We start from the raw sequence: 26504 nt of genomic DNA on the forward strand, positions 1-26504 counted from the left end.
GGCGGTGGCGGAGGCCAGCTGTGCCTCCTGCCGGCGGATGTCGGGCCGCTGCGTCAGGATCTCCGACGGCAGACCGGGCGTGACGCGCGGGATCGCGATGCTGTTCAGCGAGCCGCCGGCGATGCGCACACTCTCAGGCGGCCGCGACACCAGCACGGCGAGCGCATTCCGGTTCTGGTCCAGCGTCTGGCGCAGCGGCGGCACCAGCGCCTTCTGGTTGGCGAGCACGCTCTCCTGCTGGGCGACGTCGAGATCGGTGCCGGTGCCGGCCTTGCGGCGTTCCCTCACCGCATCGAGGATGCGCTGCGCGCTCGCGATGTTGCGTTCCGAGGTCCTGATACGATCCTGCGAGGCCAGCACTTGGAAATAGGCATTGGCGACGCTCGCGAGCGTCGTCAGCGCGACCGTGTCGCGATCGAAACGGTTGGCATTCGCCGTCTCTTCCGCCGTCTGCAGCGCATCCCGGTTCTGCCCCCAGAAGTCGAGCTGGTAGCTCGCGCTGAGCGAAGCCTGATAGTTGACGACCTCACGGCCGCCATTGGTGAGCCCCGAGGCCGACGAGCCGGAGGTGCGCGAATAGGTCTCTTGGCCGGTGCCAGACAGACTCGGCAACAATGCCGCGCCGGCCTGCCGCGCCTGTGCGTCAGCCTGGACGATGCGCGCGACGGCGGCAGCGATGTCGAGGTTGACGGTCTGCGCCTCCTCCATCAACTGCGTCAGCTCGGCGGAACGGAAGCCGCGCCACCAATCCAGCGACGGCGGCGCATCGCCCTTCCCGGCATATTTGTACTGCGCGGGAACATCGAGCGCGGGATCGGGAAGATCCTGCGTCAGCACGCAGGCGCCCGAACTTGCGGCCAGGCACAACACCGCAAGCCAGCGCGCTGCACGACGCGTCGGAAACGCAGACCCTAGAGACCGCCGGAGGGCGATCACCGGAACAAGCTGTGTCACATCCACCCCCCGCCGGGCAGATCGAGCCGCCACCGCGCAGCCGGATTAACCGATTCGCAGGCAGGCAGTCGGGGGGCTTTTGGCAACTCGTTCACAGTGATGCTTTCTGCGGAACCTTGAGATTCATACTAGCCGGGCGCGGAACAGCGGGACAGTCCCGCAGGTGCGAGATTGCTTCTCCCGAACCTCCCCGTCGGGACCAGGAAAATACGAAATATCCCTGTCCTGCAGCGACTTTTCGACTTTCCAAGGCGTCGGAAACGGCATTCAAGCTTACCAAGATTTCATGTGATATTGGCGCCACACCCCGCATGAGCGCGGCTGGTCCAGCTGCACTGGTCAGCAACGAGCTGCACGCGGCCTCAGCTCCGTCTCGGGGCACAGCGAACGCCTCTCGCAAGCCGATCAACGACCGAGCACGAACAGCCGGCGCCGCAGGTCTATGCCGTCCGTCTTGCGCATGCGCTCCATACGTCGGGGAACCACATGCGGCGAAGCCGGCTTGCACACGATCACGGTCCGGCTTGGACTCGATGGAGATTGCCTGCGAGATCTGCTCGCGACGACCAATATCTTCCATGCCCCGACAGTCGCCGGACATATTCGTCCCGCCAGTAGCCGGGATCGCATGCCAGCATCGTTCGTGTCGTTCTCTGCCGCCGAATCTGAGCGCTCCGCAGGCCGACTGCGTCGCCTTCGCCGCAGCGCAAAAGCCTTCCCCTTTGGCCTCCCAGGCACTAGGTTCTGGCCAGCCAGATCAACCCTTTGCCAGTGATTTCCCCCGACATGACCATTCGAACCAACGTTGTCGAAGCCATCGGCAACACCCCGCTGATCAAGCTCAAGCGCGCCTCGGAATTGACCGGGTGCACCATCCTGGGCAAGGCCGAGTTCATGAATCCCGGCCAGTCGGTGAAGGACCGCGCCGGCAAATGGATGATCCTGGAGGCGGAGAAGCGCGGCGAACTCAAGCCCGGGGGCCTGGTGGTGGAATCGACCGCCGGCAATACCGGTATCGGGCTCGCGGTCGTCGCCAGCGCTCGCGGTTACCGCACGCTGATCGTCATCCCTGAGACCCAGAGCCAGGAGAAGAAGGACTTCCTGAAGCTGTGCGGCGCCGAGCTGATCGAGGTCCCGGCCCTTCCTTTCGCCAATCCCAACAATTACCAGCATGTCGGCCGCAGGCTGGCCGACGAGCTACGCAAGACCGAGCCGAACGGCGTGCTGTTCGCCGACCAGTGGAACAATCTCGACAACGCCAAGGCGCATTACGAGTCGACCGGCCCCGAGATCTGGGAGCAGACCGGCGGCAAGATCGACGGCTTCATCTGCTCGGTCGGCACCGGCGGCACGCTGGCCGGCACCAGCCGCTATCTCAAGGAGAAGCATCCCGGCATCGTCAACGCCTGCGCCGATCCGCAGGGGTTTGCCATGTACGAGCTGTTCAAGAACGGCCAGGCCAAATCGACCCCGGGCGACTCCATCACCGAGGGTATCGGCCTCGGCCGCGTCACGCCCGTGATCGAAACTGCCAAGGTTGACGATGCCTTCCTGATTCCGGACACCGAAGCGGTGTCGGTGATCTACGACCTGCTCCTGCACGAAGGCCTGTGCCTCGGCGGCTCCACCGGCATCAACATTGCGGGCGCGATGCGCCTTGCAAAGCAGCTCGGGCCGGGCAAGACCATCGTCACCGTGCTGTGCGATTCCGGCAGCCGCTATCAGTCAAAGCTGTTCAACGCGGATTTCATGCGCGCCAAGAACCTTCCGGTGCCGGAATGGCTGGAGAAGCGCAGCAACATCAAACCGCCGTTCGTTTAGCTCTCGAGCAGGATCAACTCCAGGTCGGTCGCGAGCCGCCCTGGGACACGCGTGCCAGGCGCTCGTTCGTCAGTGGCGGCGAGGCCGCCGGCGTGCGCGACTGGAACGGGTTGGCACAAGCGCCCTCGCTGCCGGCGCTCGGCCAGAACGTGACTACGAGCATCAGAGCGAGATTGACCAACGCGCCAACTGCCGTGCCCTGGTGCTCCTGGCCGATGGCCCAGGCCGGAAAGCGGCCAGCGACGACGTGATCGACGATCATGAGCGCGATCCAGGCCGGCACCACGCAGACCGGATCCCAACCGATGTCGCGGATGCGCATCGATTGCAGCATGAAGGTCGCTAGTCCGAACAACGCCATCGCGGCGATGATCGCCCGGTTCTTCATCAGCTCATCCGGCCGGATCACGGCGGGCGAGGTGTCGTGCAGGACGGCCATCGCGATCGCAAAGCAGATCGCGGTCATGAGGACCGCCAGCGCGACCGAGGCGAGGAAGAAATGCAATCGCCCGAGCCGGGCGTTGAAGCCGAAGACGAAACCGAGCATTGACGCATCCCCTTTTGGGGCCTTATGCGCGGAAAGAGCTTTCGGACGCGTGAAGCGGCGGAGTGTCGCAAGCGGCATGGTTTTTTGCCGGCGATGGGATTGCGTAAAATTTTAGGCTTTTATCTCGCTCTCAGGGGCCCTTGCCGCCTTGCGCGGCACAATAATCGCGCCAGAACCGGCGATAACCCGCTTCGACCTCACGCGTGTAGAGCTCGACATTGCCGGCTGCCGAGGCTGCGATCCGAGTCGGCAGATCCGCGCGCAGTTTCGTCAGATGATCGGACTGCGCTGCAAATTTGCAGGCAATCTCGGCATAGCCCTCGTCGTCCTCGGCAACCCAGTCGCCGAGACCGACGGCCGTCACGATGGCGCCGCCTGCGCGCGAAGAGGCGCCGTGGCCGAGCTTGGCGACGACTGGCACCCCGGCATATAGGGATTCCCAGGTGCTGACTCCGCCGTTCTGCGGAAACGTATCCAGCGAGATGTCGATATTCGCGAACGCCCGCAGATGCTCGGCCCGCGGTGTCGAACCCAGACAGGTGACACGATCCTCAGTGACGCCCTGCGCCACGAACCTCGCGAGCAGGCTGTCGCGCAGCAGGAGGTCGTCGAGCAGCGTATGCTTGACCACGATCCTCGAGCCCGGCACCTCGCGCATGATGCGCGACCAAACGCGGATCGCCTCGTCCGAAATCTTGTAAATTCGGTTAAACACGCCGAAGGTCACGTAGCCATTGCGGAGCATCGGAAGCTCCGAGGGTGGCACATCCAGGATCGGATCGATCGTAATCAGGCAAGGCAGATCATGGACCTTCTCGGCCAGCAGGTGGCGGGCCGATTGTGGAATGAAGACCGGATCCGCGAGCAAATAGTCCATGGTCCGAAGGCCTGTGCCGGTCGCGTGTCCGAATCCAGAGACCTGGATGGGGACCGGCTTCCGCGCAAAGACAGGAAGCCGGTTGCCGATCGTGTGTCCAGATACGTCGATCAGGATATCGACCTTGTCGGCGTCGATGCGATCGATCAATTGATCGTCCGAGAGCCGCCCGGCCTCGACCCAGACATCCGCCAGCGACTCGAATTTGGCGGTCATCTCATCTCGTACCGGTGCGCACGAATAGCAGACGATTTCGAACTTGCTATGATCGTGATGAGCGAGCACCGGCAGCAGCGTGAACCCTGCCGAGTGGAACCAGAACTCGGCCGCGACATAGCCGATCACGATCCGCCTATCGGGATCGAGCCGCCGGGGCGCATGCTTCCTCTGCGCCAATTTGGCGCCGATCGCATCCCACCACTGCGTTCGTGCAGCCTGCTGAACCGCGAAATTGGCGTCGGAGAGATAGTCCAGAAAGAAGATCTTTCGCCCGATCAAGCTGGCATCCGGCACAATGGCCAGGGCAGCATCGAGAAGTTCGATCGCCGATGCGATCTCTCCCTGGTTTGCAAAGCAAGCACTCATCAGCGCCATCGCGTTCGCGGAGCGCGGATTTTCCTCCAGCAACGTGGTACAGGCCAGGATCGCCTGCGCCGTATTTCCCATGGCGAGCGAGACTTGTGCCTTCCCCTGCAAGGCCACTTCGAGCTTGGGCGAAATCGCAAGGGCCGCGTCAAAATCCGCCGCCGCCTGTTCCAGCCTCGAGATCTCAAAATTGAGCCGTCCGCGGTTCGCCAGGATCTTCGCCGAACCTGGCCTGATCGCGAGCGCCGTCTCGAGTGCGCCCTTTGCCTCGTCGAAGTTCTTGAGCTCGATATTGACCAAACCCTTGCCGACGAGCGCCTCCACGTTTCGCGGCTGAAACTGCAGCGCCCGCTCGAAGCTTTGCCTGGCGCGATCAAGCTGGCACAGCGCAAGCTCTGCCACGCCGCGATTGCAGAGCGCATCGGCATGATCGGGCTTCAGTCGGATGGCACGATCATAGAGTTCAATGGCCTGCTCGACGCGGTTGAGGTGCAACAAGGTGTTGCCGAGGTTCGCCAAGGCCATCGAGAGGTTCGGCTTCAACGCGATGGCCCTCTCCAGATACGTGCGCGCCTCCTCGTATTCCCCAAGTGCGAAATGCGTGGCTCCCAGATCGGAAAATGCCTGTGCCGAGCGTGGGTCGACGGTCACGGCTTGCTTGAACGCCTGTTTCGCTGCCGCGAAGTGGCGGCCCGAGAATGCGCACAAGCCAAGCAGGTGCAAGGCCCCGAAATGCTGCGGGAGTTCATTCAGGATCTGACGGCAGAGCGCCTCAGTCTGCGCATACCGGGCCTGGCCATAGGCCGCATTCGCGGTCGAAATGATCGCGTCCGCCTGCTTCATCAACTTCTTCTGCAACCGCGCATTCTGGAATGCGCGCGCGCCGGCGCCGTTGCTCCGCAAGGTTTCGCTCCGGAGGATGACCCGCGAGCGAGTCTAACTGATTCGTGCCTCTGACCTGCCTACGCAGCGTCGCAACTGTCCGAGGCAGCCGCACAATGGTCGCGCCAGAACTTGCGATAACCGGCCTCGAGCTCACGCGTGTAGATCTCGACATTGCCGGCGGGCGAGGACGCAATCTGGGCCGGCAGATCTGCGCGCAACTTCGCCAGCAGCGCGGGCTGCGAAGCAAATTTGCGACCGATCTCGATATAGCCCTCGTCGTCCTCGGCGACCCAATCGCCGAGACCGACGGCGGCCACGATCGAGGCTCCCGCGCGCGAGGAGGCGCCGTTGCCGAGCTTGGCGACGACCGGAACGCCCGCATAGAGGGATTCCCAGGTACTGATGCCACCGTTTTGCGGGAACGTATCCAGGGAAATATCGACGTTGCCAAAGGCCAGCAGGTGATCCTTGCGCGAGGTGGTGCCGAGGCACGTGATGCTCGCCTCGGCAATGCCCTGCGCCACCAAGCGCGCGACCAGGCTATCGCGCAGCAGGGGATCATCGAGCAAACCATGCTTGAGGATGATCTTCGATCCCGGCAGCTCCCGCATTAGCCGCGACCACACGCGGATCGCATCATCCGAGATCTTGTAGATGCGGTTGAACACCCCGAAGGTGACGTAGCCGTTGCGGAGCATCGGCAGCTCGGAAGCCGGTAGATCCGTCACGGGCTCCATCGTGATCAGGCACGGCAGATCGTGGATCTTTTCTGGAAACAGGTGTCGGACCGAGGGCGGTATGAAAACGGAATCCGCGAGCACGTAGTCCATGGTCTGCATGCCCGTGCCGGTCGCATGTCCGAAGCCGGTGGCCTGGATGGGAGCCGGCTTGCGTGCGAACATTTGCAGTCTGTTTCCGGTCGTGTGGCCCGACACATCGATCAGAATGTCGACCTTGTCGGCCTCGATGCGATCGGCGAGTTCGTCGTCCGAAAGCCCCCAGGCGTCGACCCAGACGTCCGCCAGCGACTTGAACATGGCGGTATACTCGTCCGCTCCAGGCCAGGAGTAATAGCAGATGATCTTGAAGTTGGCGTGATCGTGATGGCGCAGCACCGGCAGCAGGGTGAGACCCGCCGAGTGCTGCCGGAATTCGGCAGCGACATAGCCGACCACAATCTGCTTGTCCGGATCGAGCGGCCGCTTCGGCAGCTTCCTTTGCGGAATCTTCGAGCCGATTGCATCCCACCAGGACTTTCGCACCGCCTGCTGGACCGCGAAATCGGCCTCCGCGAGATAGTCCAACAAGAAGATCTTGCCCCGGATCGCGTCCCCGTAGTCCGGCCGGATCGCCAGCGCGCGATCGAGATACTCGATCGCGGCATCCATCTCTCCCTGATTGGAATAGGCAAAGCCCATCAACGCCAGCCCGATCTCGGAGCGCGGATTTTGCTCGATCAACGCCGTGGCGGCTGCAATCGCCTGCGCGGTCTTTCCCATCACGAGGCAAGCCTGAGCCTTGCCCCGGAGAGCCAGTTCGAGCTTGGGCGAAATCGCAAGCGCCGCCTCGAAATCCGCAAGCGCTGGCTCCAGGCGCTGCAACTCGTAACTGAGCCGCCCCCGCTGGGCGAGGATCCTCGGCGCGCCGGGCTTGATCGCGAGCGCCATGGCAAGCTTGGCTGCCGCCTCGTCGTGGTGCCGCAGTTCCGTGCTGACCATGCTGCTGCCGACGATCGCCTCGGCGTGACGCGGCTGAAACAGCAGCGCGCGATCGAAACTCTCCTTGGCGCGCATGATCTGTCCCAGCACGATCTCGACCATGCCGCGATTGCAGAAGGCATCGGCATAGTCCGGCTTGATCTTGATGGCGCGGTCGTGCAGCTCGATCGCCTGTTGGTACTGTCCCAGATGCATCAGCGTATTGCCGAGGTTGGTCAGCGCCACCGCGAAATTCGGCTTCAGCGCGATGGCCTTCTCCTGGCACCGCCGCGCCTCCTCCAGATTGCCGAGGTCGAAATGCACGGTTGCGAGGTTGTTGTGGGCATCGTGAAGACGCGGATCGAGCGCAATCACGCGCTCGAGCAGCTCCTTTGCCTCCTGCAGGCGCCGGCCATCGTGCGCACACATCCCGAGCAGGTGCATGGCGTCCACATGATCCGGAAGCACCTTCAGGATCTCACGGCAGAGCGCCTCGGTCTCGGCATATTTTCCCTGGCCATAGGCGGCGGCCGCGGCGGCGATGATGGTGTCCGCCTGCTTCATCAATTTCTTCTGCAATCGCGCGTTCTGGAACGCGCGTGCGCCGGCGCCGCTGTTCTGCAAGGTTGCTCTCCGGAGGATGGCCCGGTACGAGTCTAACTGATTCGCAAGCCTGGCCAGCCGGCCGGCTCGACCTGCAGCGCCCCCGGAATTTCCCGGTGGTCACGTAAGGCCCTCCGACGCACCGATCTCTACGCCCCCTCGCCGCTTCCCGAGGCCGAGGCACAATAGTCGCGCCAGAACTGGCGATAGCCGGCCTCGACCTTGCGCGTGTAGATCTCGACATTGCCAGCGGGCGAAGCTGCGATCCGGGCCGGCAGATCCGCGCGCAGCTTCGCCAGATGCGCTGGCTGGGTGGCATATTTGATCGCGATCGCGGCATAACCCTCGTCGTCCGCGGCGATCCAGTCGTCGAGACCGACGGCCGCCACGATCGAACCGCCGGCGCGCGAGGACGAGCCTTTGCCGAGCTGGGCGACGACCGGTACGCCCGCATAGAGGGATTCCCAGGTACTGATGCCGCCGTTTTGCGGGAAAGTATCGAGCGAGATGTCGACATTGGCAAAGGCCCGCAAATGCTCGTTGCGCGGCGTCGTGCCCATGCAGATGACGTTCTCCTCGGCAACGCCCTGTGCCACGAACCGGGCGATCAGGCCGTCGCGCAGCAGCGGATCGTCGAGCAGGTTATGCTTGATGATGATTTTCGATCCGGCCACCTCGCGCATCACTTTCGACCAGACGCGGATGGCCTCGTCCGATATCTTGTAGATGCGGTTGAACACACCGAAGGTCACATAGCCGTTGCGGAGCATGGGAAGCTCCGAAGGCGGCACGTCCAGGATCGGATCGATCGTGATCAGGCACGGCAGGTCGTAGACCTTTTCCGCCAGCAGGTGGCGCGCCGATTGCGGAATGAAGATCGGGTCCGCGAACACATAATCCATGGTCTGCAGGCCCGTGCCGGTGGCGTGCCCGAAGCCCGTGACCTGGATGGGGGCCGGCTTCCGCGAGAACACATTGAGCCTGTTGCCGGTCGTATGGCCGGACACATCAATCAGAATGTCGATCCCGTCGGCCTGGATACGATCGGCCAGTTCGTCATCCGAGAACTGCGCGGCCTCGACCCAGACGTCTGCGCAAGACTTGAATACCTCGGTCATCCCGTCCTGCAATGGCCAGCAAGAATAGCAGACGATCTTGAATTTGGCGTGATCATGATGGCGCAGCACCGGAAACAGCGAATACGCCGCCGAATGCTGCCTGAATTCGGAAGCGACATATCCGATCACGATCTGCCTTTCCGGATCGAGATCGCGCGGCGACAGGCTCCTTTGCGGAAGTCTGGCGCCGATCTGATCCCACCAGTATTTCCGCGCCGCCTGCTGGACCGCGAAATCCGCCTCCCTCAGGTAATCCAGCACGAAAATCTTGTATCCGATGGCCTCAGGAAAGTCCGGCGCGATCGCCAGTGCCGCATCGAGATATTCGAGTGCCGTCGGGACGTCCCCCTGGTTCGCATGGCAATAGGCCAGGAGCGACATGCCGGCCTCCGATTGCGGATTAACCTCGAGCAGGGTCTTGGCGGCCGCGATCGCCCCCGTCGTATTCCTCACGAAAAGGTCGACTTGCGCCCTCCAGCACAGCGCGAGCTCGTTCCGTGGCGATTGTGCAAGCACCGCATCGAAATCCGCAGCCGCCTGCTGCAGCCGGTACAGGGTCAAATAGAGCCGTCCGCGCTGCACCAGAATTCTCGGCGAGCCCGGCTTGAGTGTGAGCGCAGCGTCGAACGCGGCTTCCGCCGCTTCGTAATGCCTGAGCTCGAGGCTCACCATGCCCTTGCCGGCGATCGCTTCCGCGTGACGCGGTTGAATCGACAGGGCGCGATCGAAATTCTTTCCGGCCAGCTCGAACTGACCGATCATCAATTGCGCCATGCCGCAGTTGCAGAATGCGTCGGCATAGTCCGGCTTCAGCCTGATGGCGCGCTCGTGCAGCTCGATGGCCTCCTTGGCCTGGCCGAGGTGCAGCATCGTATTGCCGAGATTGGTCAGGGTGATCGGACAATCCGGCTTCAGCGCAATGGCCTTCTCCTGGCATGCGCGGGCGTCCTTGAACTTCTCGAGCGCGAAATACACAGCGCCGAGATTGCTGTGCGCATCGGGCGAACGCGGATCGAGCATGGTGGCACGCTCGAGCAGGAATTGCGCGTCCTCAAGCCACCCGCCGTCGAACGCCAGCAGGCCAAGCAGGTGTGTGGCGTGGAAATGATCCGGAACCTCCTTCAGGATCTCGCGGCAGAGATTCTCGGCCTCATCACGTCTGCCCTGCCCCAGCGCCTCAATGGCGAAGGACATGACGGCGTCCGCCTGCTCCCTCAACTTCTGCTGCAATCGCGCGTTCTGGTGGACGCGCGCGCCGAGACTGCTCTGCAAGGCTTCTCTCCGGAGAATGGTCCGAAAAGAGCCAAGCCGATTCGCATGGTGCCAAGCTTGCGCGCCGGTCAGGCTGGCGAGGCCGCCGGATTGCAGGCGCTCCTCACCGCAGAATCTGGCTCAGGAACAGCTTGGTGCGGGCGTGCTGCGGGCTGGCGAAGAATTCGTTCGGGGTGTTGGCCTCGATGATCTGGCCGGCGTCCATGAAGACCACGCGGTTGGCGACCTCGCGGGCAAAGCCCATCTCGTGGGTGACGACCAGCATGGTCATGCCTTCCTCGGCAAGGTCGACCATGGTGTCGAGCACCTCCTTGACCATCTCGGGGTCGAGTGCCGAGGTCGGCTCGTCGAACAGCATCACCTTCGGATTCATGGTCAGGGCGCGGGCGATCGCGACGCGCTGCTGCTGACCGCCGGACATCTGGCCCGGAAACTTGTTGGCCTGGTGCGGTATCTTGACCCGCTCCAGGAATTTCATCGCGGTCGCCTCGGCATCCCTCTTGGGGATATTTCGCACCCAGATCGGCGCCAGGGTGCAGTTGTCGAGCACCGTGAGGTGCGGGAACAGATTAAAGCTCTGGAACACCATGCCCACCTCGCGGCGCACGGCGTCGATGTGCTTGAGGTTCGGCCCGAGCTCGATGCCGTCGACGACGATTTCGCCCTCCTGGAATTCCTCCAGCGCGTTGATGCATCGAATAAGCGTCGACTTGCCCGAACCCGAGGGACCGCAGATCACGATGCGCTCCCCCTTCCGGACCTCGAGGTCGATATCGCGCAGGACGTGAAATTCACCGTACCATTTGTTCAGGCCGGAAATCTTGACGATGGGGTCGGACATGATGGCCTCGATCAGTTGCGGCGGTGGGCGTTGAGGCGGTGCTCGACGAACAGCGAGTAACGCGACATTCCAAAGCAGAAGATGAAGTAGATGATCCCGGCGAAGGCAAAGCCGGTGAACGCGGTGGATGGTGTCGACCATTTCGGGTCCGAGAACGAGGCGCGCAGCGAGCCCAGGAGGTCGAACAGCGCCACGATCGAGACCAGCGAGGTGTCCTTGAACAGCGAGATGAAGCTGTTGACGAGGTTGGGAATGACGTGGCGCAGCGCCTGCGGCAGCACGATCAACGAGGTCGTCTTCCACCAGGACAGTCCCAGCGCCGCTGCGGCCTCGCCCTGCCCGCGCGGGATCGCGGCAAGCCCGCCGCGGACGTTCTCGGCCTGGTAGGCGCCCGTAAACAGCGCAATGCCGATCAGCGCGCGCACGAGACCGTCGACTGTGAAATTGCCGGGCAGGAACAGCGGCAGCATATAGGTTGCGAAGAACAGCACCGTGATCAGCGGCACGCCGCGCCAGAACTCGATGAAGGCGATCGAGAAGATCCGGATCAGCGGAATGGTCGAACGGCGGCCGAGCGCGAGCGCGATGCCGATCGGCAGCGAGGTGACGATGCCGGTGACGGAGACCACCAGCGTCACCAGGAGTCCGCCCCACAGATTCGTCAGCACGATCGGCAGTCCGCCGTGGTCGAGCCCCATCAGCTTGATGACGATGGCAATGGCGACGAACGTCGCGAAGCTCGATGCGAGCGCTCGCCAGCCGGTGCGCAAGCCGCCACCGAGAAAGAAGGCGATCAGGCAGACCACCACGGTCGTGACGGCGAAGTCGACCCAGACCGACTGGCCCGAGTCCTGGATCTGGTCACGTAGCCAGATCAGCGGGAACACAAGCCAATGGATCGCCGTACCGATCAGCACGATCAGGTTACCGGCGGCCCACAGGAGCGGCGCGACGGCCGAGGTCTTGCTGAGATTGAGCAGGACGTTTCCGGCACCGATGATGCTCTCGTCGAACAGCTCCAGCAGGCCGGCCGTCCAGCTCAAGCCAAAGCCCTTGATGCCGCCGCCATGCAGCAGGAAGAATGCGACGACGGGAAAGGCGAAGAAGAACAGGCCGGCATTCAAGCCCTTCGCCGGCAGGCGCGGAACGAGCAGCGGCACCAGCAGGACCGCCGCGAGGACGAATGTGAGGTTGACCCGCCAGCGCTCGGCCTCGGGATAGAAGCCGTAGATCAGTTGCGGCAGCTTGGCCTGGATGTAGGGCCAGCAGGCGCCGACGGCAAAGCCGGCGTTCTCGCTGAGGCAGGCGGTGCGGTCGCTGCCGCTCCAGACCGCATCGACCATCAGGAACCTGACGCTGGGAATGATGGTGAACCAGAGCAGCAAGGCGCCGAGGATCGTGAGCAGGATGTTGGTCGGCGAGTTGAACAGGCGCGTCCGCACCCAGCCGATGAAGCCGGTGGTTTTCACCGGCGCGGGACGTTCGCTCACCAGATCGTGCCGGACAAAGGAGGATGAGGCGATATCGGTCATGCGCCAAGGCTCCGGCTGACGCGCCAACCATAGACGCTCATGACGGCGCTGGTCACGAGGGAGATCAGGAGATAGACCCCCATCGTCATGGCGATGATCTCGATCGCCTGCCCGGTCTGGCTCAGCGAGGTGCCGGCGAACACCGAGACGAGGTCAGGATAGCCGATCGCGACTGCCAGCGAGGAGTTCTTGGTGAGGTTGAGGTACTGGTTGGTCAGCGGCGGCACGATGACGCGCATCGCCTGCGGCACGACGATCAGCCGCAGCGTGGCGCCGCGGCTGAGGCCGAGCGAGGACCCCGCCTCCATCTGGCCCTTGTGCACCGACAGGATGCCGGCCCGCACGATCTCGGCGATGAAGGCGGCCGTATAGGTCGACAGGGCGACCGTCAGCGCCACGAATTCCGGAATGATCCGCGAGCCGCCGGCGAAATTGAACCCCTTGAGCTGCGGCAGCTCGAAGGTGAAGGGCAGACCGAAGACCAGTATGGTGGCGAGCGGAAGCCCGAACAGCAAGGCCAGCACAGAGGGCCAGATGCGGATCATCTGCCCCCGCTCAAACAGCGCGCGCCTTGCGTAGAAGCGCAGTGCCAGCGAGGCGACGATGCCGAGGGTAAGCATCGCCAGGAACGGCTCGAACCCGCTCTCGCCGATCGGACGGGGAATGACGAGGCCGCGATTGCTGATGAAGGCGATGCCCAGCAGCGAAATGCTCTGCCTGGGATTGGGCAGGGCCGCCAGCACCGCCAGGTACCAGAACAGGATCTGGAACAGCACGGGCAGGTTGCGGATGATCTCGACATAGATCTCGCCGACGCGCGACAGCAGCCAGTTCGGCGACAGCCGGCACAGTGCGACGATGAAGCCGATCACGGTGGCGAAGAATATGCCCACCACCGAGACGACGAGCGTGTTCAACAGCCCGACCACGAACACGCGCAGGAACGTGTCCGAGCCGGTATAGGAGATCAGCGTCTGGTTGACGTCGAATCCGGCATTGTTCCGCAGAAAGCCGAAGCCGGCCGCGATGTGCTGGTTCTCGAGGTTGGCGCGGGTGTTGGAGACGATTTCATAGGCAATCCAGCCGAGGATCGCCGCGAAGGCAAACTGGACGACGATGCCGTTCCAGCCGGACTTGCCCCCCAGAGCGCGCCTGATCTTCAGCGCGATCTGGGGTGGCGGTTTACGGGCCTCGGTGCTCATCGCAGCCGCGGATCGTGCAAATCAGCGGATCGGCGGCGCGTACTGAAGACCGCCCTTGTTCCAGAGATTGTTGAGGCCGCGATTGATCGCGAGCGGCGAACCCGCGCCGACGTTGCGATCGAACACCTCGCCGTAATTGCCGGTGGCCTTCACGATCCGCACCACCCAGTCCTTGGTCAGGCCGAGCTGTTCGCCGAAATTGCCGTCGGTGCCGAGCACGCGCTTCAGCTCCGGATTTTCCAGCTTGGCCTTCTCGTCGACATTCTTGGAGGTCACGCCGAGCTCTTCGGCGGTGACGAGCGCAAACAGCGTCCATTTCACGATGTCGAACCACTGGTCATCGCCGTGGCGCACCATCGGCCCGAGCGGCTCCTTCGAGATGATCTCGGGAAGCACCATGTGGTCGTTGGGATTGGCGAGCTTGAGGCGGTTCGCGTAGAGGCCCGACTGGTCGGTGGTGAAGACGTCGCAGCGGCCGGCTTCATAGGCCTTGACGGTTTCGTCGTTGGTGGCGAACGCGATCACCTCGTACTTCATGTTGTTGGCCTTGAAGTAGTCGGCCAGATTTTGCTCGGTGGTGGTACCGGTCTGGACGCAGACCGAGGCGCTGTTGAGTTCGAGCGCCGAATTCACCTTGAGCGACTTCTTCACCATGAAGCCCTGCCCGTCATAATAGGTCACGCCGGTGAAATTGGCGCCGAGCGAGGTGTCGCGCGAGATGGTCCATGTCGTGTTGCGCGAGAGCACGTCGACTTCGCCGGATTGCAACGCTGTGAAGCGATCCTTGGCGGATAGCGGCACGAACTTGATCTTGGTCGGATCGTTGAAGATGGCCGCAGCAACGGCGCGGCAGAGGTCGACGTCGATCCCGGTCCAGTTGCCCTTGTCGTCGGGCGAGGAGAAACCCGGCAGGCCCTGGCTGACGCCGCAGGACAGCGTGCCCCGGTCCTTGACGGTCTTGAGCGTTTGCGCATCGGCGGCCTCGGCGGACAGGCCGGCGGCAAGAGCGAGAGTGAGAGCCAGGGTTACGCGTTTCATGGGCTGAAGGCCTTTCAAGGTCGTCTCAAGGTCAGGAATGTTGTCTCAGGATCGACTCTGCCAGGGGTGGCCCTGCAAGAGTCATGCTGGGAAACCTTGCCGAACATTCGCCGATCCCGGGAGGCCATACCTTAATCCCCGCCGCAGGCGCCCGCCATAATGGCTGGACGCAAGGTCCGGTCAGACGATGGATCGAAGGTCGCGGCAGGCCCCTCAACATGCGGCGACTGAATAGCACCTGCGCATCACAGAACGACTGGCGAGCGGGGTCAAGGGGTTGACGGGACTCTTCTGTGTTCTGTTATTAACGACAGCGGCCTTTCGGCCGGCTCGCACGGCGCAAGGGCCCCGGCGGAAACGCGGTTTTGAAAGCAGGCGCATGGATTCCTCGCACCCCTCCCAACAGCAGGCCGAGACCCGGCTGGTCACCTCCGGCCGCGACACCAAGGCGCAGAAGGGGTTCGTCAATCCGCCGGTGTTCCACGGCTCCACCGTGCTCTATCCGACCGCCGAGGACCTGCACGCTCATCGCGGCGAGTTCACCTATGGCCGCCACGGCACCCCGACGACCAGGGCGTTCCAGGACACGCTGATGGCGCTGGAGGGGCCACAATGCGCCGGCGTCGGCATCGTGCCGTCGGGGCTCTCGGCGATCTCCACCACCCTGCTCTCGGTGCTGAAGGCCGGCGACCATATTCTGGTGGTCGACAACATCTATCGGCCCTCGCGCAATTTCTGCAATGGCATGCTGACCCGCTATGGTGTCGAGACCACCTATTTCGATCCGCTGATCGGCGCCGGCATCGAGAAGCTGTTCAAGCCGAACACCCGCGCGGTGCTGGTGGAGGCGCCCGGCTCGCAATCGTTCGAGATGCCCGACATTCGCGCCATCGCCGAGGTCGCGCACGCGCGCGGCGCGCTCGTCATCGACGACAACACCTGGGCAACGCCACTCTATCACCGTTCGCTCGAACAGGGCGTCGACATCAGCATGCAGGCCGCCACCAAATATATCGGCGGCCACTCCGACATCATGTTCGGCACCATCTCGGCCAACGCCAAGGCTTGGCCTCAGATTTCAGAAGGCATCCGTCTGCTTGGCGTTTGCGCCGGTCCGGATGACGTTTTTCTCGCGCTGCGCGGCCTGCGCACGCTGTCGGTACGCCTCGCGCAGCATCATCGTTCCGGGCTCGACATGGCGCGCTGGCTCGCCGGCCGTCCCGAGGTCGCGCGCGTGCTGCATCCGGCGCTCGAGAGCGATCCGGGTCATGCAATCTGGAAACGCGACTTCACCGGCGCCTCGGGCCTGTTCAGCATCGTGCTGAAGCCGGCGCCGCAGAAGGCCGTCGACACCATGCTCAACACGCTCAAGCTGTTCGGCATGGGCTTTTCCTGGGGCGGTTTCGAGAGCCTTGCAATTCCCTTCGACTGCGACGCCTATCGCACCGCGACCAAATGGGCGCCCGGCGGCCCTACTCTGCGACTCCACATCGGCCTGGAGAGTGTCGACGACCTCAAGGCCGATCTCGATCGCGGCTTCGCTGCCCTCAAGGCGGCAATGTAGGCCTGCTCACCGGGCATTGCGCCGCGGGAACGAGCAACCGACGCAAACGTTAACGCCGATGCGCCAACAAAGGGTTTGATCCTCAAGCATTTGGCGCTAGCCTCACCAATCGACTCCAATCCGGACACGGAGCATGGGTACGTTGGTTCTGCTCGATCTGATGGGCGGCGTGGCGCTGTTGCTGTGGGGCCTGCACATGGTCCACAGCGGAATCCTGCGCGCCTTCGGTCCTGACCTGCGGCGGCTGCTCGGCAAGGCGCTTGGCAACCGCATCAGCGCATTCGCGGCCGGCCTCGGGCTCACCGCGCTGCTCCAGAGCAGCACGGCGACCGCCCTGATCACCTCTTCGTTCGCAGCCGAAGGCCTCGTCAGCCTCGCCGCCGCGCTCGCGATCATGTTGGGCGCCAATGTCGGCACGACCCTGATCGTGCAGGTGCTGTCGTTCAATATCGCCGCTATAGCGCCCGTGCTGTTCGTGCTCGGCCTCGTCGCATTCCGCTCCGGCCCGCGCTCGCGGATCAAGGACATCGGCCGCGTCTGCATCGGCCTTGGCCTGATGCTGCTGTCGCTGCACATCCTGCTCGACACGCTGGCCCCGGCGGAGAACGCACCGGGCGTCCGCGTCATGATGTCGGCGATCACGGGCGATCCGATCCTGTGCATCGTCATCGCGGCGCTCGTCACCTGGGCGGTGCATTCGAGCGTCGCCAGTGTGCTGCTGATCATGTCGCTGGCCTTTTCGCAGTTCATCACGCCTTATGCCGCATTGGCCCTGGTGCTCGGCGCCAATCTCGGCAGCGCCATCAATCCCGTGTTCGAAGGCGCCAGGCGCGACGATCCCGCGAGCTATCGCCTGCCGGTCGGCAATCTCATCAACCGTGTGGTCGGGATCGCGCTCGTCCTGCCGTTCCTGGGAGCGATCGTCGCGCACATGCATGCCTGGCAGCCGGATCTCGCGAAGATGACGGCGGCCTTCCATATTGCCTTCAACGTCGGCACCGCCATCATCTTCATCGGATTGCTCGACGCCATGTCGCGCCTGCTGACGCGGCTGCTGCCGGACCGCGTGCAGGAGACCGATCCGGCCCGGCCGCGCTATCTCGACGAGAGCGCGCTGGAGACACCGTCGCTGGCGCTTGCCGATGCCGCTCGCGAGGTGCTGCGCATGGGCGACCTCGTCGAAATCATGTTGCGCAAGGTGATGACCGCAATGATGACTGGCGACCGCGCGCTGGTCGATCAGGTCTCGAAGATGGACAATGCCGTCGACGGTCTCGACGAGGCCATCAAGCTCTACGTGACCAAGCTCATGCGCGGCAGCCTCGATGAAACCGAGGGACGACGCGCGATGGAAATCGTCTCCTTCGCCATCAATCTCGAACATATCGGCGACATCATCGACAAGAGCCTGAGCGAGCTTGCGACCAAGAAGATCAAGCGCCGCTTCCAGTTCTCGACCGAGGGGGCCGAGGAGCTCGCCGCCTTCCACAAGCGCACGATGGAATCGCTGCGGATCGCCTTCGGCGTCTTCATGTCGGGCGACGCCAACGAAGCGCGCAAGCTACTGGTGGAGAAGACGACGCTGAAGAACACCGAGCTCGCCGCGGTCGAGCGCCATCTCGACCGCCTGCGCGAGGGCCGGCCCGAGACCATCGAGACCACCTCGCTGCATCTCGACGTGCTGCGCGATCTGCGGCGCATCCACTCGCATATCTGCTCGGTCGCCTATCCTGTGTTGGATGCCGCCGGCCAGCCCTATCGCAGGAGCGAAGCGGAGACGGCCACCCTGCCCGACTCAGGCGCGGCTTCGGCAGTGCCGCGCTAAGGCGGCGCGAACAAGAACGGCCCCTCCCGTCAGGAGCAGGCCGGCGCCGCAGAGCAGGACAGGCACAATCCATAACGCCAGGAACGACAGCAGCCGCGCATCCTCAGGCCGCCTGGGATTGTAGACGATCCTGACGCGCTCTCCCTCCGCATAGGGCTGGCTGGTCGACCCCGATGAGGATGTGAACGTGATCGAGCGCCCATCCGCCGTCTGGAATTGAAACGTCGGGTAGAGAAACGTCCCGCCATGATTTCCGCCGCTGCGCGCGACGGCGCCGGCGAAGCGCGCTTCCGTCTGCTCGGCTATTGCGAGAAATGCCACGGTATTGCCGAGCTCGAAAAGGCCGAGCCCGAGCACGACGAGGCCGACCAGAACAATCGATACGAACAGAACTACCGGTGATTTGCGCATGCCGATTGGAACATCCGGATGCCCTCCCGTCGTCGGACGCGGTCAGCGCTCCAGCGTCTTCGAGGCGCGGCCGCGGTTCTTGATGATCAGCATGATGTTGCGGACATAGATGATGGTCGCGAGCGCCTGTCCGAGGATGATCACGGGTTCTCGCTTGACGACGCCATAGACCAGCGTCATCAGCCCGCCCCCCATCGAGCAGAACCAGAACGCCATCGGCACCACGCTGTTGCCGGCGCGCTCGCTCGCGATCCACTGCACCAGGAAGCGCGCGGTGAAGAACAGCTGCGCGACGAGACCGAACGCGAGCCAGAAATCGAATTTGGCGACGAAGACGTCGTAGAGATAGTTGCTCAGCGCCTGACCGTATTGGATGATCATGCCTTCACCTCAGTCACATCTGGTGTCGGCTTCTTGCGGCGGATCAGCCACCACACGCCGGCGAGATCCATGATGCCGATCCAGAGCCGGTCGAAGAAGCCATAGTTGGACACGCCGGAACGCCGCGGCCTGTCGATCACGTCGACATAGGCGATGTCGTAGCCCTCGCGGCGCACCAGCGCCGGCAGGAAGCGATGCAGCCCATCGAAATAGGGCATCATCAGGAACACCTCGCGGCGGAACGCCTTCAGCCCGCAGCCGGTGTCGCGCGTGCCGTCCTGAAGGATCGCGTTGCGGACCTTGTTCGCCACGCGCGACTGGAATTTCTTGAAGCCGGTGTCCTTGCGCCCGACGCGCTGGCCGGCGGCGAGGCCGACGCGCCCTGCTCCTTTTTCCACGGCCGAGATCAGGTCCGGCAGGAAGGCGGGATTGTTCTGGCCGTCACCGTCGAGCGTTGCCACGATCACCCCGCGCGCGGCGCGCACGCCGCTGCGCACCGCGGCCGACTGGCCGCCTGATCTGGCGTGGCGGAGCTGACGCAGATTGCTCCGTTGCGCCATGATGGCTTTGAGCCGCTCGCCGGTCGTGTCGGTCGAGCCGTCATTGACGTAGATGATCTCGTAATCCCAGCGGCCGTCGAGCGCCGTCGTGATCTCCTCGATCAGGGGCGCGATATTGTCGGCTTCGTTGCGCACGGGAACGACGATGGAAACCGAAGGCTGGGACGTCGACAAATCAAGGCTCGTGGTTGGAATTGGCCTGCCCCTCGGGGAACCGGTGACCCCGGCAGGCAGCCGCTTTTATGGGGCAGACGCCACCTGGGCAACCCTTTTGAGCCGTCCTGTGGCCGGTCCCGGAAGCGGCACGATGGTGCCGTCGGCGCGGATGGCAAAGGCGAGCCGGCGCGCGGCAAACCAGTAGCGAACGGCCATGGCACCGACAATGCCGACCAGGGCCCCGGCCGTCACGTCGCTCGGGTGATGCGCGAGCAGGACAAGCCGCGTCAGGAGGATCACGATTGCGTAAGTGAACATGAACACACGCAGCCGCGGCCAAAGTGCGGAGACCGCAAACGCCAGCGCGAACGCTGTGATCGCGTGACCCGACGGCAGGCTGGCATAGGCTCCCGACCCTTCGAACGGGATGAAGTTGAACGGATCGGCCTTGCCGCCGACGAATGGACGCCCGCGGCCGATGAAATATTTCAGGATCTCGCCGACGAACACCGACAGCGCAACGGACAGAAATAGGAACTGGAGCCGCGTGCCCAAGCCCAGCAGCAGCGCGCGGCGGGTGCCGTGAAGTCCTGGCGCAACGAGCCCCACGACGACGAGCGCGACGCCCAGCGCCGAGAGCAAATACTCGTCCTTGCCGAAATCGGTGAGGATGCGGATCGGCCACAGGCCGGGCGTACCGCGTGCCGGCATCAGCTGGATCTCGGTCAGGTCGAACGCCAGCATCAGCGCGATGACCAGGGCCGCGCCCGCAGCGCTAAGCCAGAGCGAATGCCGCGCCAGCTTCCGGGCGGCCTCGGCGCGGCGCGAATGCGACGGCGAGCGCACGAGCTGCGCCAGCGATCGCCCCGTCACGGTGAGCAACTGCGCCGGATAGCCCGCGCGCGGCGCGATATCGGTCGGGGCCGGCATTTTATTCAGTGCCTTCCGAACGGAAGATCGAGATCGAGATCGCGCGCCCTTGCGAGATATTGTAGCCGTCGATGCGCGCGCCGACCTTGTAGCGCAACCCGATCGCCTCGGCGCGCTGCACGAAACTCCGCTCCGAACGCTGCTCGATCAGGGCGAAGCGGCAGCTGCCCTGGCGCAGGAAGTCCGCCGCGCCCGAGCCGTCGGTGAGCAGCGTCTGCGTGCCGGTGAGGAACACGAGGCTCGGCTCGTGATAACCGGCGGCGGCCGCCTTCGGCCCGACGCAGGTGACGTTGCGCAGCGCCCGCGCGATCTCGATGCTCGGGAACAGCGGCGTCAGGGACGGCAGCACGATGCCCCAGACCACGACCGCGAGCATCAGCGCCGCGACCAGCGCGTTCAGCACCGAGCGCTCGGCGCGATTGGTGTCGAACAGCCACCAGGCGAACAGGCCGAAGATCAGCGAGGCCGCGATGAACGGCCAGGCCACGAATGCCGGCTGCCGCGTCAGCATGACTGCGCCGACCACCGCGATGATCGAGGCCGCCGCGGGGATCGCGAACCACCAGGCCGAGCCGCGCATCAGCCAGGACCGCGACAGCACGCGCCGCTCCAGCGCACCGACGGTGAGGATCGCGATCGCCGGATACAGCGGCAGCACATAGTGCGGCAGCTTGGTCAGCACCGCCTCGAATATGATCCAGGACGGAATCAGCCAGGCCAGCAGGAATTGTGCGCCGGGTTCGCGCCGCGCCCGCCACACCGCGGGCGCCGCCATCGCCGCCAGGGGCGCTCCCGGCCAGAATGTGATCCAGAACAGAGCGACATAAAGGCCAGGCGGCGCCCCATGGGATTCCTGCGCGCCGATCTTGCTCAGCATGTCGCCGCCGACGGAATCGGCAAAGAAGGCATCGCCCGCGCGCCAGAAGATCGCGACGAACCAGGGGAGCACCAGCACCAGCATCCACATCAGGCCCCAGACCGGGCGAAGCTTCCATAGCCAGGAGGCATCGCGGTCCAGGATCGCGAGCGTGACGATGGTGAGGCCCGCGAACATCAGGATCAGCGGGCCCTTGATCAGGATGCCGACGGCGAGCGCGGTCCAGAAGATCGCGGGCCAGCTCCAGGGCGGATGGGTCTCGTCTTCGGCGCGCTGCCATGACAGGTAGACCCGCGCCATCGCCCCCATCGCGGCGGTCACGCAGAACAGCAGCATCGCGTCGGTCTTGGCGAGCCGCGCCTCGACGCCGAGCAGCACGGAGGCGCACATCAGGAGTGCTGCAAGCACCGCGGCGCGCCGCGAGACGAAGCCGAGCGCGGCCCAATAGGTCATGAGCACGGCGCCGATCGCACCTAGCAGCGACGGCAGCCGGTAGACCCAGATCCGCAGCTCGGCCTTGGGCAGCTTGAGCGCCGAGGCAATTTCGACCGCGGCGGATTGCAACCAGTAGATGCCGACCGGCTTCTTGTAGCGGACGTCCTCCTGGAAGCGGATGTCGACATAATCGCCGCTCTCGACCATCTGCTTGGTCGCCTGGGCGAACCGCGCCTCGTCGCGATCCACGGGCGGGATGGTGAAGAAGCCCGGCAGGAACAGCAGCAGTGCGCACAGCAGCAGAAAAGCGACGGCGCGGGCGTGGCTGGCCGTGGCGATATCGAGCATGGTCACGAGCCGGCTGCCCGGATTCACGGGCGATTTCGGCTCACGGGGCGCTCCAAAACGGGGGCTGGGATAGGTCTCGGCCATTGGTTCCGCTTACGCTGAAACCGCCGTCGCGACAACCGCTTAAGGCAGGGTCATTGAATTCGAATGACAACTGTGTCCGCGGCGCCCGTGGCATCGATCACGGTGAGCCGCGCAAAGCCCGGACCGGGCGGATCGATCAGGCGTTGGCGCCGGCCGTCGATCTCGCCGAGGGCGGTTCCGTTTACCATGACAGTCATGGGGAGAACCCCGCCGGCGACCTTGACGGGCATGGCCGCGCTCTCGGGCCCGCCCGAGCGATCGACGTTGATCCGCGAGCCGTTCAACGGAAACTGGATATGCAGGGCCTGCTCGCTCCCGGTCCGCACCAGTTCGCCGACCGGGCGGAACCGTTTGAGCGGCAACGGCAACTTCGCGTTGCTGGCGACCAGGGTTCCCTTCGGCGGCTTGGGCAAGGGGGCGAGCGTTTTACCGCTCCGGGCAAAGGCGTCGAACAGGATGGGCGCTGCGGCGACCCGCCCGATCAGGCCGGGAACCGGCGCGCCATCCGGACGGCCGACCCAGACGCCGATGGTCATGCGGCCGTCGAAGCCGACCGACCAGGCGTCACGGTAGCCGTAGGAGGTTCCGGTCTTGAAGGCGATGCGGTTATGCGCGGCGTTTTCCGGCGGCGGCGTGCCGAGCAGGACGTTGCCGACCTGCCAGGCAGCGACTTGATCAAGGAGCCGCAACGGCTCGCGGTCGTCCTTGGCCGTGACGATCTCGCGCAGCGGCTTGGTGGTTCCAAGACGGGCAAACCCGGCATAGAGCTGGGCAAGGTCCTGAAGCGTCACGCCGACGCCGCCGAGACCCATGGCCAGGCCCGGCGCTTCGTCCTTCGGCAAGATCAGATTGCCGCCGGCCTGCCGCAGCCGCGAGGCCAGCCGGCTCGACCCGACGCGGTCGAGCAGCACGATGGCGGGAACGTTCAGCGACAATTGCAGCGCCTTCCGCACCGGCACCGTGCCCTGGAAGGTCATGTCGAAATTTTCCGGCGCGTAGGAGCCGAAGCGGACCGGGCGATCGTCGATCAGGCTGTCGGGATGAACGAAGCCGTCCTCGAAGGCGAGCCCGTAGATGAAGGGTTTCAGCGTCGATCCCGGCGAGCGGATGGCGCGCGTCATGTCGACCTGCCCTGCCCGGGTCTCGTCGAAATAATCCGCCGAGCCGACGCGCGCGAGCACATCGCCGCTCTCATTGTCGATCACGATGATGCCGACCGAAATGTTGGGCCCGAGCGCGATGGCGCGGTCGCGCGCCAGCGGCTCCAGCACCTTCTGCAAGGTCGCATCCAGCGTCAGCTTGATGACCGGACTGTCTTTCATGGTCGACAGTGCGGTGTCGGAGGCATGCGGCGCCAGGATCGGCATCGGCTTGCGCAGCTTCGGCACCGGCACGGCCTTGGCCTGCGCCGCGTCGTCAGCGTTGACCACATGCTCCTCGACCATGCGATCGAGTACGCGGTCGCGTGCCTTGCGCGCGGCCTCGGGATAGCGATCGAGCCGACGCGTCTCCGGCGATTGCGGCAGCGCAACCAGCAATGCGGCCTCGGCCAGCGACAGCCGCTTCGGCTCCTTGCCGAGATAGGCGATCGAGGCCGCGCGGATGCCTTCGAGATTGCCGCCATAGGGCGCGAGCGCCAGATAAAGATCGAGGATCTCTTCCTTGCTCATGCTGCGCTCGATCTCGATGGCGCGCACCATCTGGCGCAATTTTGCATAGAGCGAGCGCTGCCGCCGCGGCTCCATCAGTCGCGCCAGCTGCATCGTGATGGTCGAGCCGCCGGAAACGATGTGGCCGCGCGTTCCGAGCTGCAACGCGGCGCGGCCCAGGGCCAGCGGATCGATGCCGTCATGGGCGTAGAAGCGCTGGTCCTCATAGGCAAAGAGCAGTTTCAGATAGGTCGGATCGACATTGGTCTTGGCGTCGACCGGCAGCCGCCAGCGGCCGTCGGCCATCGCGTACGCCCGCAGCAGTTTTCCGTTGCGGTCGACGATGGTGGTGGAGACCTGGCGCGCCTCGTCGAGTGGCAGCGGGCCGAGGGAGTACACCCAGGCAACGAAGCCGATGAGAGTGAGGATGAGGGTGAAGGCGACGGCGGAGAGAAGGCAAAAGGCGAGCTGCCCTCTCCGCCCGTCATGGCCGGGCTTGACNCCCGGCCATCCACGCCGTCGCCCACCGCCCGTGCGGCCGTGGATGCCCGGGTCAAGCCCGGGCATGACGACTGATCATGTGGCTCCGCTGCGCTCATTCACTTCAACTCGGATTCGAGCTCACTCACTTCGCCGCTCGCACCTCGACCGTCCCCGTACCCGTCCGGCCATAGCGCGAGGGATTGTACATGTCCTCGACATAGGCCTGCGGCAGCACGTATTTGCCGGGCGAGACCGCGCGCACGACATAGGCGACGGTGAAGACCGACTTGGAATCCGAGGCACGATCAACCGCCGCGGTGAAGCGGTCGTCGCGGAACTCGGTGTCTTCAGGCTCCTCGCCGTCCTCGATCCAGTCCAGCGTACCGCTGTCGCCGGACGAGACCAGCTTCGGATTGTCGATCTCCAGGCCCGCCGGCAGATAGTCGGACACCATGATATGGCCGTACTCGGGCTTGGCCTCGGTGATCTTCAGCACCACAGCGAAGCGCTGGTTCTGCTTGACCTTGCTGATGTCGGCGGGCTTGCCATCGAGCGTGTAATAGCTGCGCTCGATCTTGAAGCCGTTCGACGCCGCAGGCTCCGGCGTCACCGGCGAGCCCGACACCGAGACCACCGCCTGCACCGGCGCATCGCCGGTGTTGGTGATCTTCAGCGGCTTGCCGCTCAGCATGTCCGCCTTGTAGCTGCGGTACAGCGCGGTCTTGACCGGCTGGCCGTCGACCTCGATCGAGAGGTTCTCCTTGGCCAGCGCCCGCGCCGCCAGCACCAGCCACGCATTCTCCTGCGTGGAGGTGTAGGGCGTCAGCCCGCGCGCCGTCTCGACCCGCGACACGGCCTGCGTCAGCGTCGCCTTCGGTGCGTTGCCTTCGCTGGCAAGCGACACCAGCGCCGCGGCATCGCGCAGCTGCGAGCCGTAATCGGTGCGGCCGAACTCCAGCACCGGTTTTGGCGCGAGGCTGTCGAGCGCCGCGCCATAGACGCGTTCGGCGCGGTTGCGGTCGCCGACGAGAGCCAGCGCCGCGGCAAGCTGCGACTTCGCGATTGGCGTCGCGAGGTTGTTCAGCTTGGTGTCCGCGAGATAGCGGAGGTCGCCGATCGGAGCTGCGCCGTTGCGGGCGAGCACGTAGAGGCCGTAGGCAAGATCGCGCCCGCCGTCCTTCTCCGGCTCGTTGCCGTTGACGACGGAGTTTCTGATGCGGTCGAGCGCGTTCTTGAACAGCACGTCCGGAACCGCAAAACCCTTCTCGCGGGCGCGGGTGAGGAAGTCCGTCACATACGCATCCAGCCAGGCATCGTCGCCGCCCGCCGACCACAGGCCGAACGAGCCGTTCGAGCCCTGGCGCGCCAGTAGCCGCTCGATGGCGTCGCGGATGCGCTGGTCGACCTCGGTGTCCATGGCGAGATGAGCGCCGGCCGCAAGCTCGTTGACATAGAGCAGCGGCATGGCCCGGCTCGTGATCTGCTCCGAGCAGCCATAGGGATAGCGGTCGAGCGCTTTCAGGATCGTCGCCGCATCGAGCGCTGTCGAGAGGCTGGCCGAGACCGAGACGCTGCCCGTGCCCGGCACGAGGTCGGAGAACATGTCCGAGGTCAGCGTCAGGCTCTCGCCCTTCGCCAGTGTCCGGATCGAACGCCGCGCCAGCACCTGCGTGGCCGCCTTGACGTCGAACGCATAATGGCGTGCCAACGCGAGGCCGCTCGGCCCCTTGATGTCGACGTCGAGCGTCGCCTGCCCCGCCGCAGTCGCATCAAGCGCGAGCGAGAACGCATTGCGCTGCTTGGCGGCGAGCTTCACGGTGGTGGCGGGG

Annotated in this window: 20 protein-coding genes; 4 read left to right on the plus strand and 16 right to left on the minus strand. The window is 64.6% G+C overall.

Features of this window, described 5'->3' with window-relative positions; genetic code table 11:
- Nucleotides 1–960 (minus strand): TolC family protein (locus A5906_RS45260; RefSeq protein ID WP_245326963.1); only part of this gene is annotated, 960 nt, incomplete at its 3' end.
- A gap of 780 nt (nt 961–1740) precedes the next feature.
- On the opposite strand from A5906_RS45260, the gene A5906_RS29135 reads away from it, so the two are divergent.
- Nucleotides 1741–2775 (plus strand): cysteine synthase A, encoded by a 1035-nt coding sequence (locus A5906_RS29135; RefSeq protein WP_080138642.1) that lies wholly within the window; start codon nt 1741–1743, stop codon nt 2773–2775.
- Nucleotides 2776–2788: 13 nt separating this feature from the next.
- Here A5906_RS29135 and A5906_RS29140 read toward each other — a convergent pair whose 3' ends face one another.
- The 8 genes from A5906_RS29140 to A5906_RS29175 all read right to left on the minus strand — a co-directional run bounded on the left by A5906_RS29140 (nt 2789) and on the right by A5906_RS29175 (nt 14972).
- Entirely contained in the window at nt 2789–3322 is a 534-nt protein-coding gene (locus tag A5906_RS29140) for a DUF805 domain-containing protein (RefSeq protein WP_080138643.1), read from the minus strand.
- Between the two features lie 130 nt (nt 3323–3452).
- Nucleotides 3453–5687: a tetratricopeptide repeat protein gene (locus A5906_RS29145; RefSeq protein ID WP_080138644.1), complete on the minus strand. Its 2235-nt coding sequence runs from the start codon at nt 5685–5687 to the stop codon at nt 3453–3455.
- A gap of 59 nt (nt 5688–5746) precedes the next feature.
- Nucleotides 5747–7990 carry an O-linked N-acetylglucosamine transferase family protein gene (locus A5906_RS29150; RefSeq protein ID WP_080138645.1) on the minus strand — a complete coding sequence of 748 codons (2244 nt, stop codon included), beginning with the start codon at nt 7988–7990 and terminating at the stop codon, nt 5747–5749.
- 128 nt (nt 7991–8118) lie between these two features.
- Complete coding sequence (locus A5906_RS29155; RefSeq protein ID WP_080138646.1) at nt 8119–10359, minus strand: O-linked N-acetylglucosamine transferase, SPINDLY family protein; 2241 nt, start codon at nt 10357–10359, stop codon at nt 8119–8121.
- A gap of 103 nt (nt 10360–10462) precedes the next feature.
- A complete protein-coding gene (locus A5906_RS29160) occupies nt 10463–11200 on the minus strand; it encodes an amino acid ABC transporter ATP-binding protein (protein WP_080138647.1) in 738 nt (245 codons plus the stop codon).
- A gap of 11 nt (nt 11201–11211) precedes the next feature.
- A complete protein-coding gene (locus A5906_RS29165; protein ID WP_080138823.1) occupies nt 11212–12732 on the minus strand; it encodes an amino acid ABC transporter permease in 1521 nt (506 codons plus the stop codon).
- A complete protein-coding gene (locus A5906_RS29170) occupies nt 12729–13934 on the minus strand; it encodes an amino acid ABC transporter permease (RefSeq protein WP_080138648.1) in 1206 nt (401 codons plus the stop codon). Before A5906_RS29170 ends, A5906_RS29165 begins: the two co-directional genes overlap by 4 nt.
- Before the next feature lie 21 nt (nt 13935–13955).
- Complete coding sequence (locus A5906_RS29175) at nt 13956–14972, minus strand: amino acid ABC transporter substrate-binding protein (protein WP_080138649.1); 1017 nt, start codon at nt 14970–14972, stop codon at nt 13956–13958.
- 379 nt (nt 14973–15351) lie between these two features.
- On the opposite strand from A5906_RS29175, the gene metC reads away from it, so the two are divergent.
- Together metC and A5906_RS29185 are read left to right on the plus strand one after the other, a co-directional pair.
- Nucleotides 15352–16536 carry a cystathionine beta-lyase gene (gene metC, locus A5906_RS29180; RefSeq protein ID WP_080138650.1) on the plus strand — a complete coding sequence of 395 codons (1185 nt, stop codon included), beginning with the start codon at nt 15352–15354 and terminating at the stop codon, nt 16534–16536.
- A gap of 133 nt (nt 16537–16669) precedes the next feature.
- A complete protein-coding gene (locus A5906_RS29185) occupies nt 16670–18361 on the plus strand; it encodes a Na/Pi cotransporter family protein (RefSeq protein WP_080138651.1) in 1692 nt (563 codons plus the stop codon).
- Here the strand turns inward: A5906_RS29185 and A5906_RS46460 are convergent.
- Entirely contained in the window at nt 18332–18682 is a 351-nt protein-coding gene (locus tag A5906_RS46460) for a DUF3592 domain-containing protein (protein ID WP_430642423.1), read from the minus strand. The genes A5906_RS29185 and A5906_RS46460 overlap by 30 nt on opposite strands.
- Here A5906_RS46460 and A5906_RS45265 point away from each other — a divergent pair.
- Complete coding sequence (locus tag A5906_RS45265; RefSeq protein WP_245326964.1) at nt 18608–18763, plus strand: hypothetical protein; 156 nt, start codon at nt 18608–18610, stop codon at nt 18761–18763. The genes A5906_RS46460 and A5906_RS45265 overlap by 75 nt on opposite strands.
- Before the next feature lie 51 nt (nt 18764–18814).
- On the opposite strand, the gene A5906_RS29195 is transcribed toward A5906_RS45265, so the two are convergent.
- The 6 genes from A5906_RS29195 to A5906_RS45270 all read right to left on the minus strand — a co-directional run.
- Nucleotides 18815–19153: a lipid-A-disaccharide synthase N-terminal domain-containing protein gene (locus A5906_RS29195; protein WP_014495420.1), complete on the minus strand. Its 339-nt coding sequence runs from the start codon at nt 19151–19153 to the stop codon at nt 18815–18817.
- The gene (locus A5906_RS29200; protein ID WP_080138653.1) at nt 19150–19887 is read right to left on the minus strand and encodes a glycosyltransferase family 2 protein; all 738 of its coding nucleotides are present in this window, start codon (nt 19885–19887) and stop codon (nt 19150–19152) included. Before A5906_RS29200 ends, A5906_RS29195 begins: the two co-directional genes overlap by 4 nt.
- Nucleotides 19888–19953: 66 nt before the next feature.
- Nucleotides 19954–20799 carry a phosphatase PAP2 family protein gene (locus A5906_RS29205; protein ID WP_080138654.1) on the minus strand — a complete coding sequence of 282 codons (846 nt, stop codon included), beginning with the start codon at nt 20797–20799 and terminating at the stop codon, nt 19954–19956.
- A gap of 1 nt (nt 20800) precedes the next feature.
- Nucleotides 20801–22543 (minus strand): ArnT family glycosyltransferase, encoded by a 1743-nt coding sequence (locus A5906_RS29210; RefSeq protein ID WP_080138655.1) that lies wholly within the window; start codon nt 22541–22543, stop codon nt 20801–20803.
- A gap of 50 nt (nt 22544–22593) precedes the next feature.
- Nucleotides 22594–24693 (minus strand): penicillin-binding protein 1C (gene pbpC, locus A5906_RS29215; protein WP_245326965.1); only part of this gene is annotated, 2100 nt, incomplete at its 5' end.
- A 124-nt stretch (nt 24694–24817) separates the two neighbouring features.
- A partial coding sequence (locus A5906_RS45270) for an alpha-2-macroglobulin family protein (RefSeq protein WP_430642421.1) occupies nt 24818–26504 on the minus strand: 1687 nt, incomplete at its 5' end.

This window comes from Bradyrhizobium sacchari (assembly GCF_002068095.1).
Classification (GTDB): Bacteria; Pseudomonadota; Alphaproteobacteria; order Rhizobiales; family Xanthobacteraceae; genus Bradyrhizobium; species Bradyrhizobium sacchari.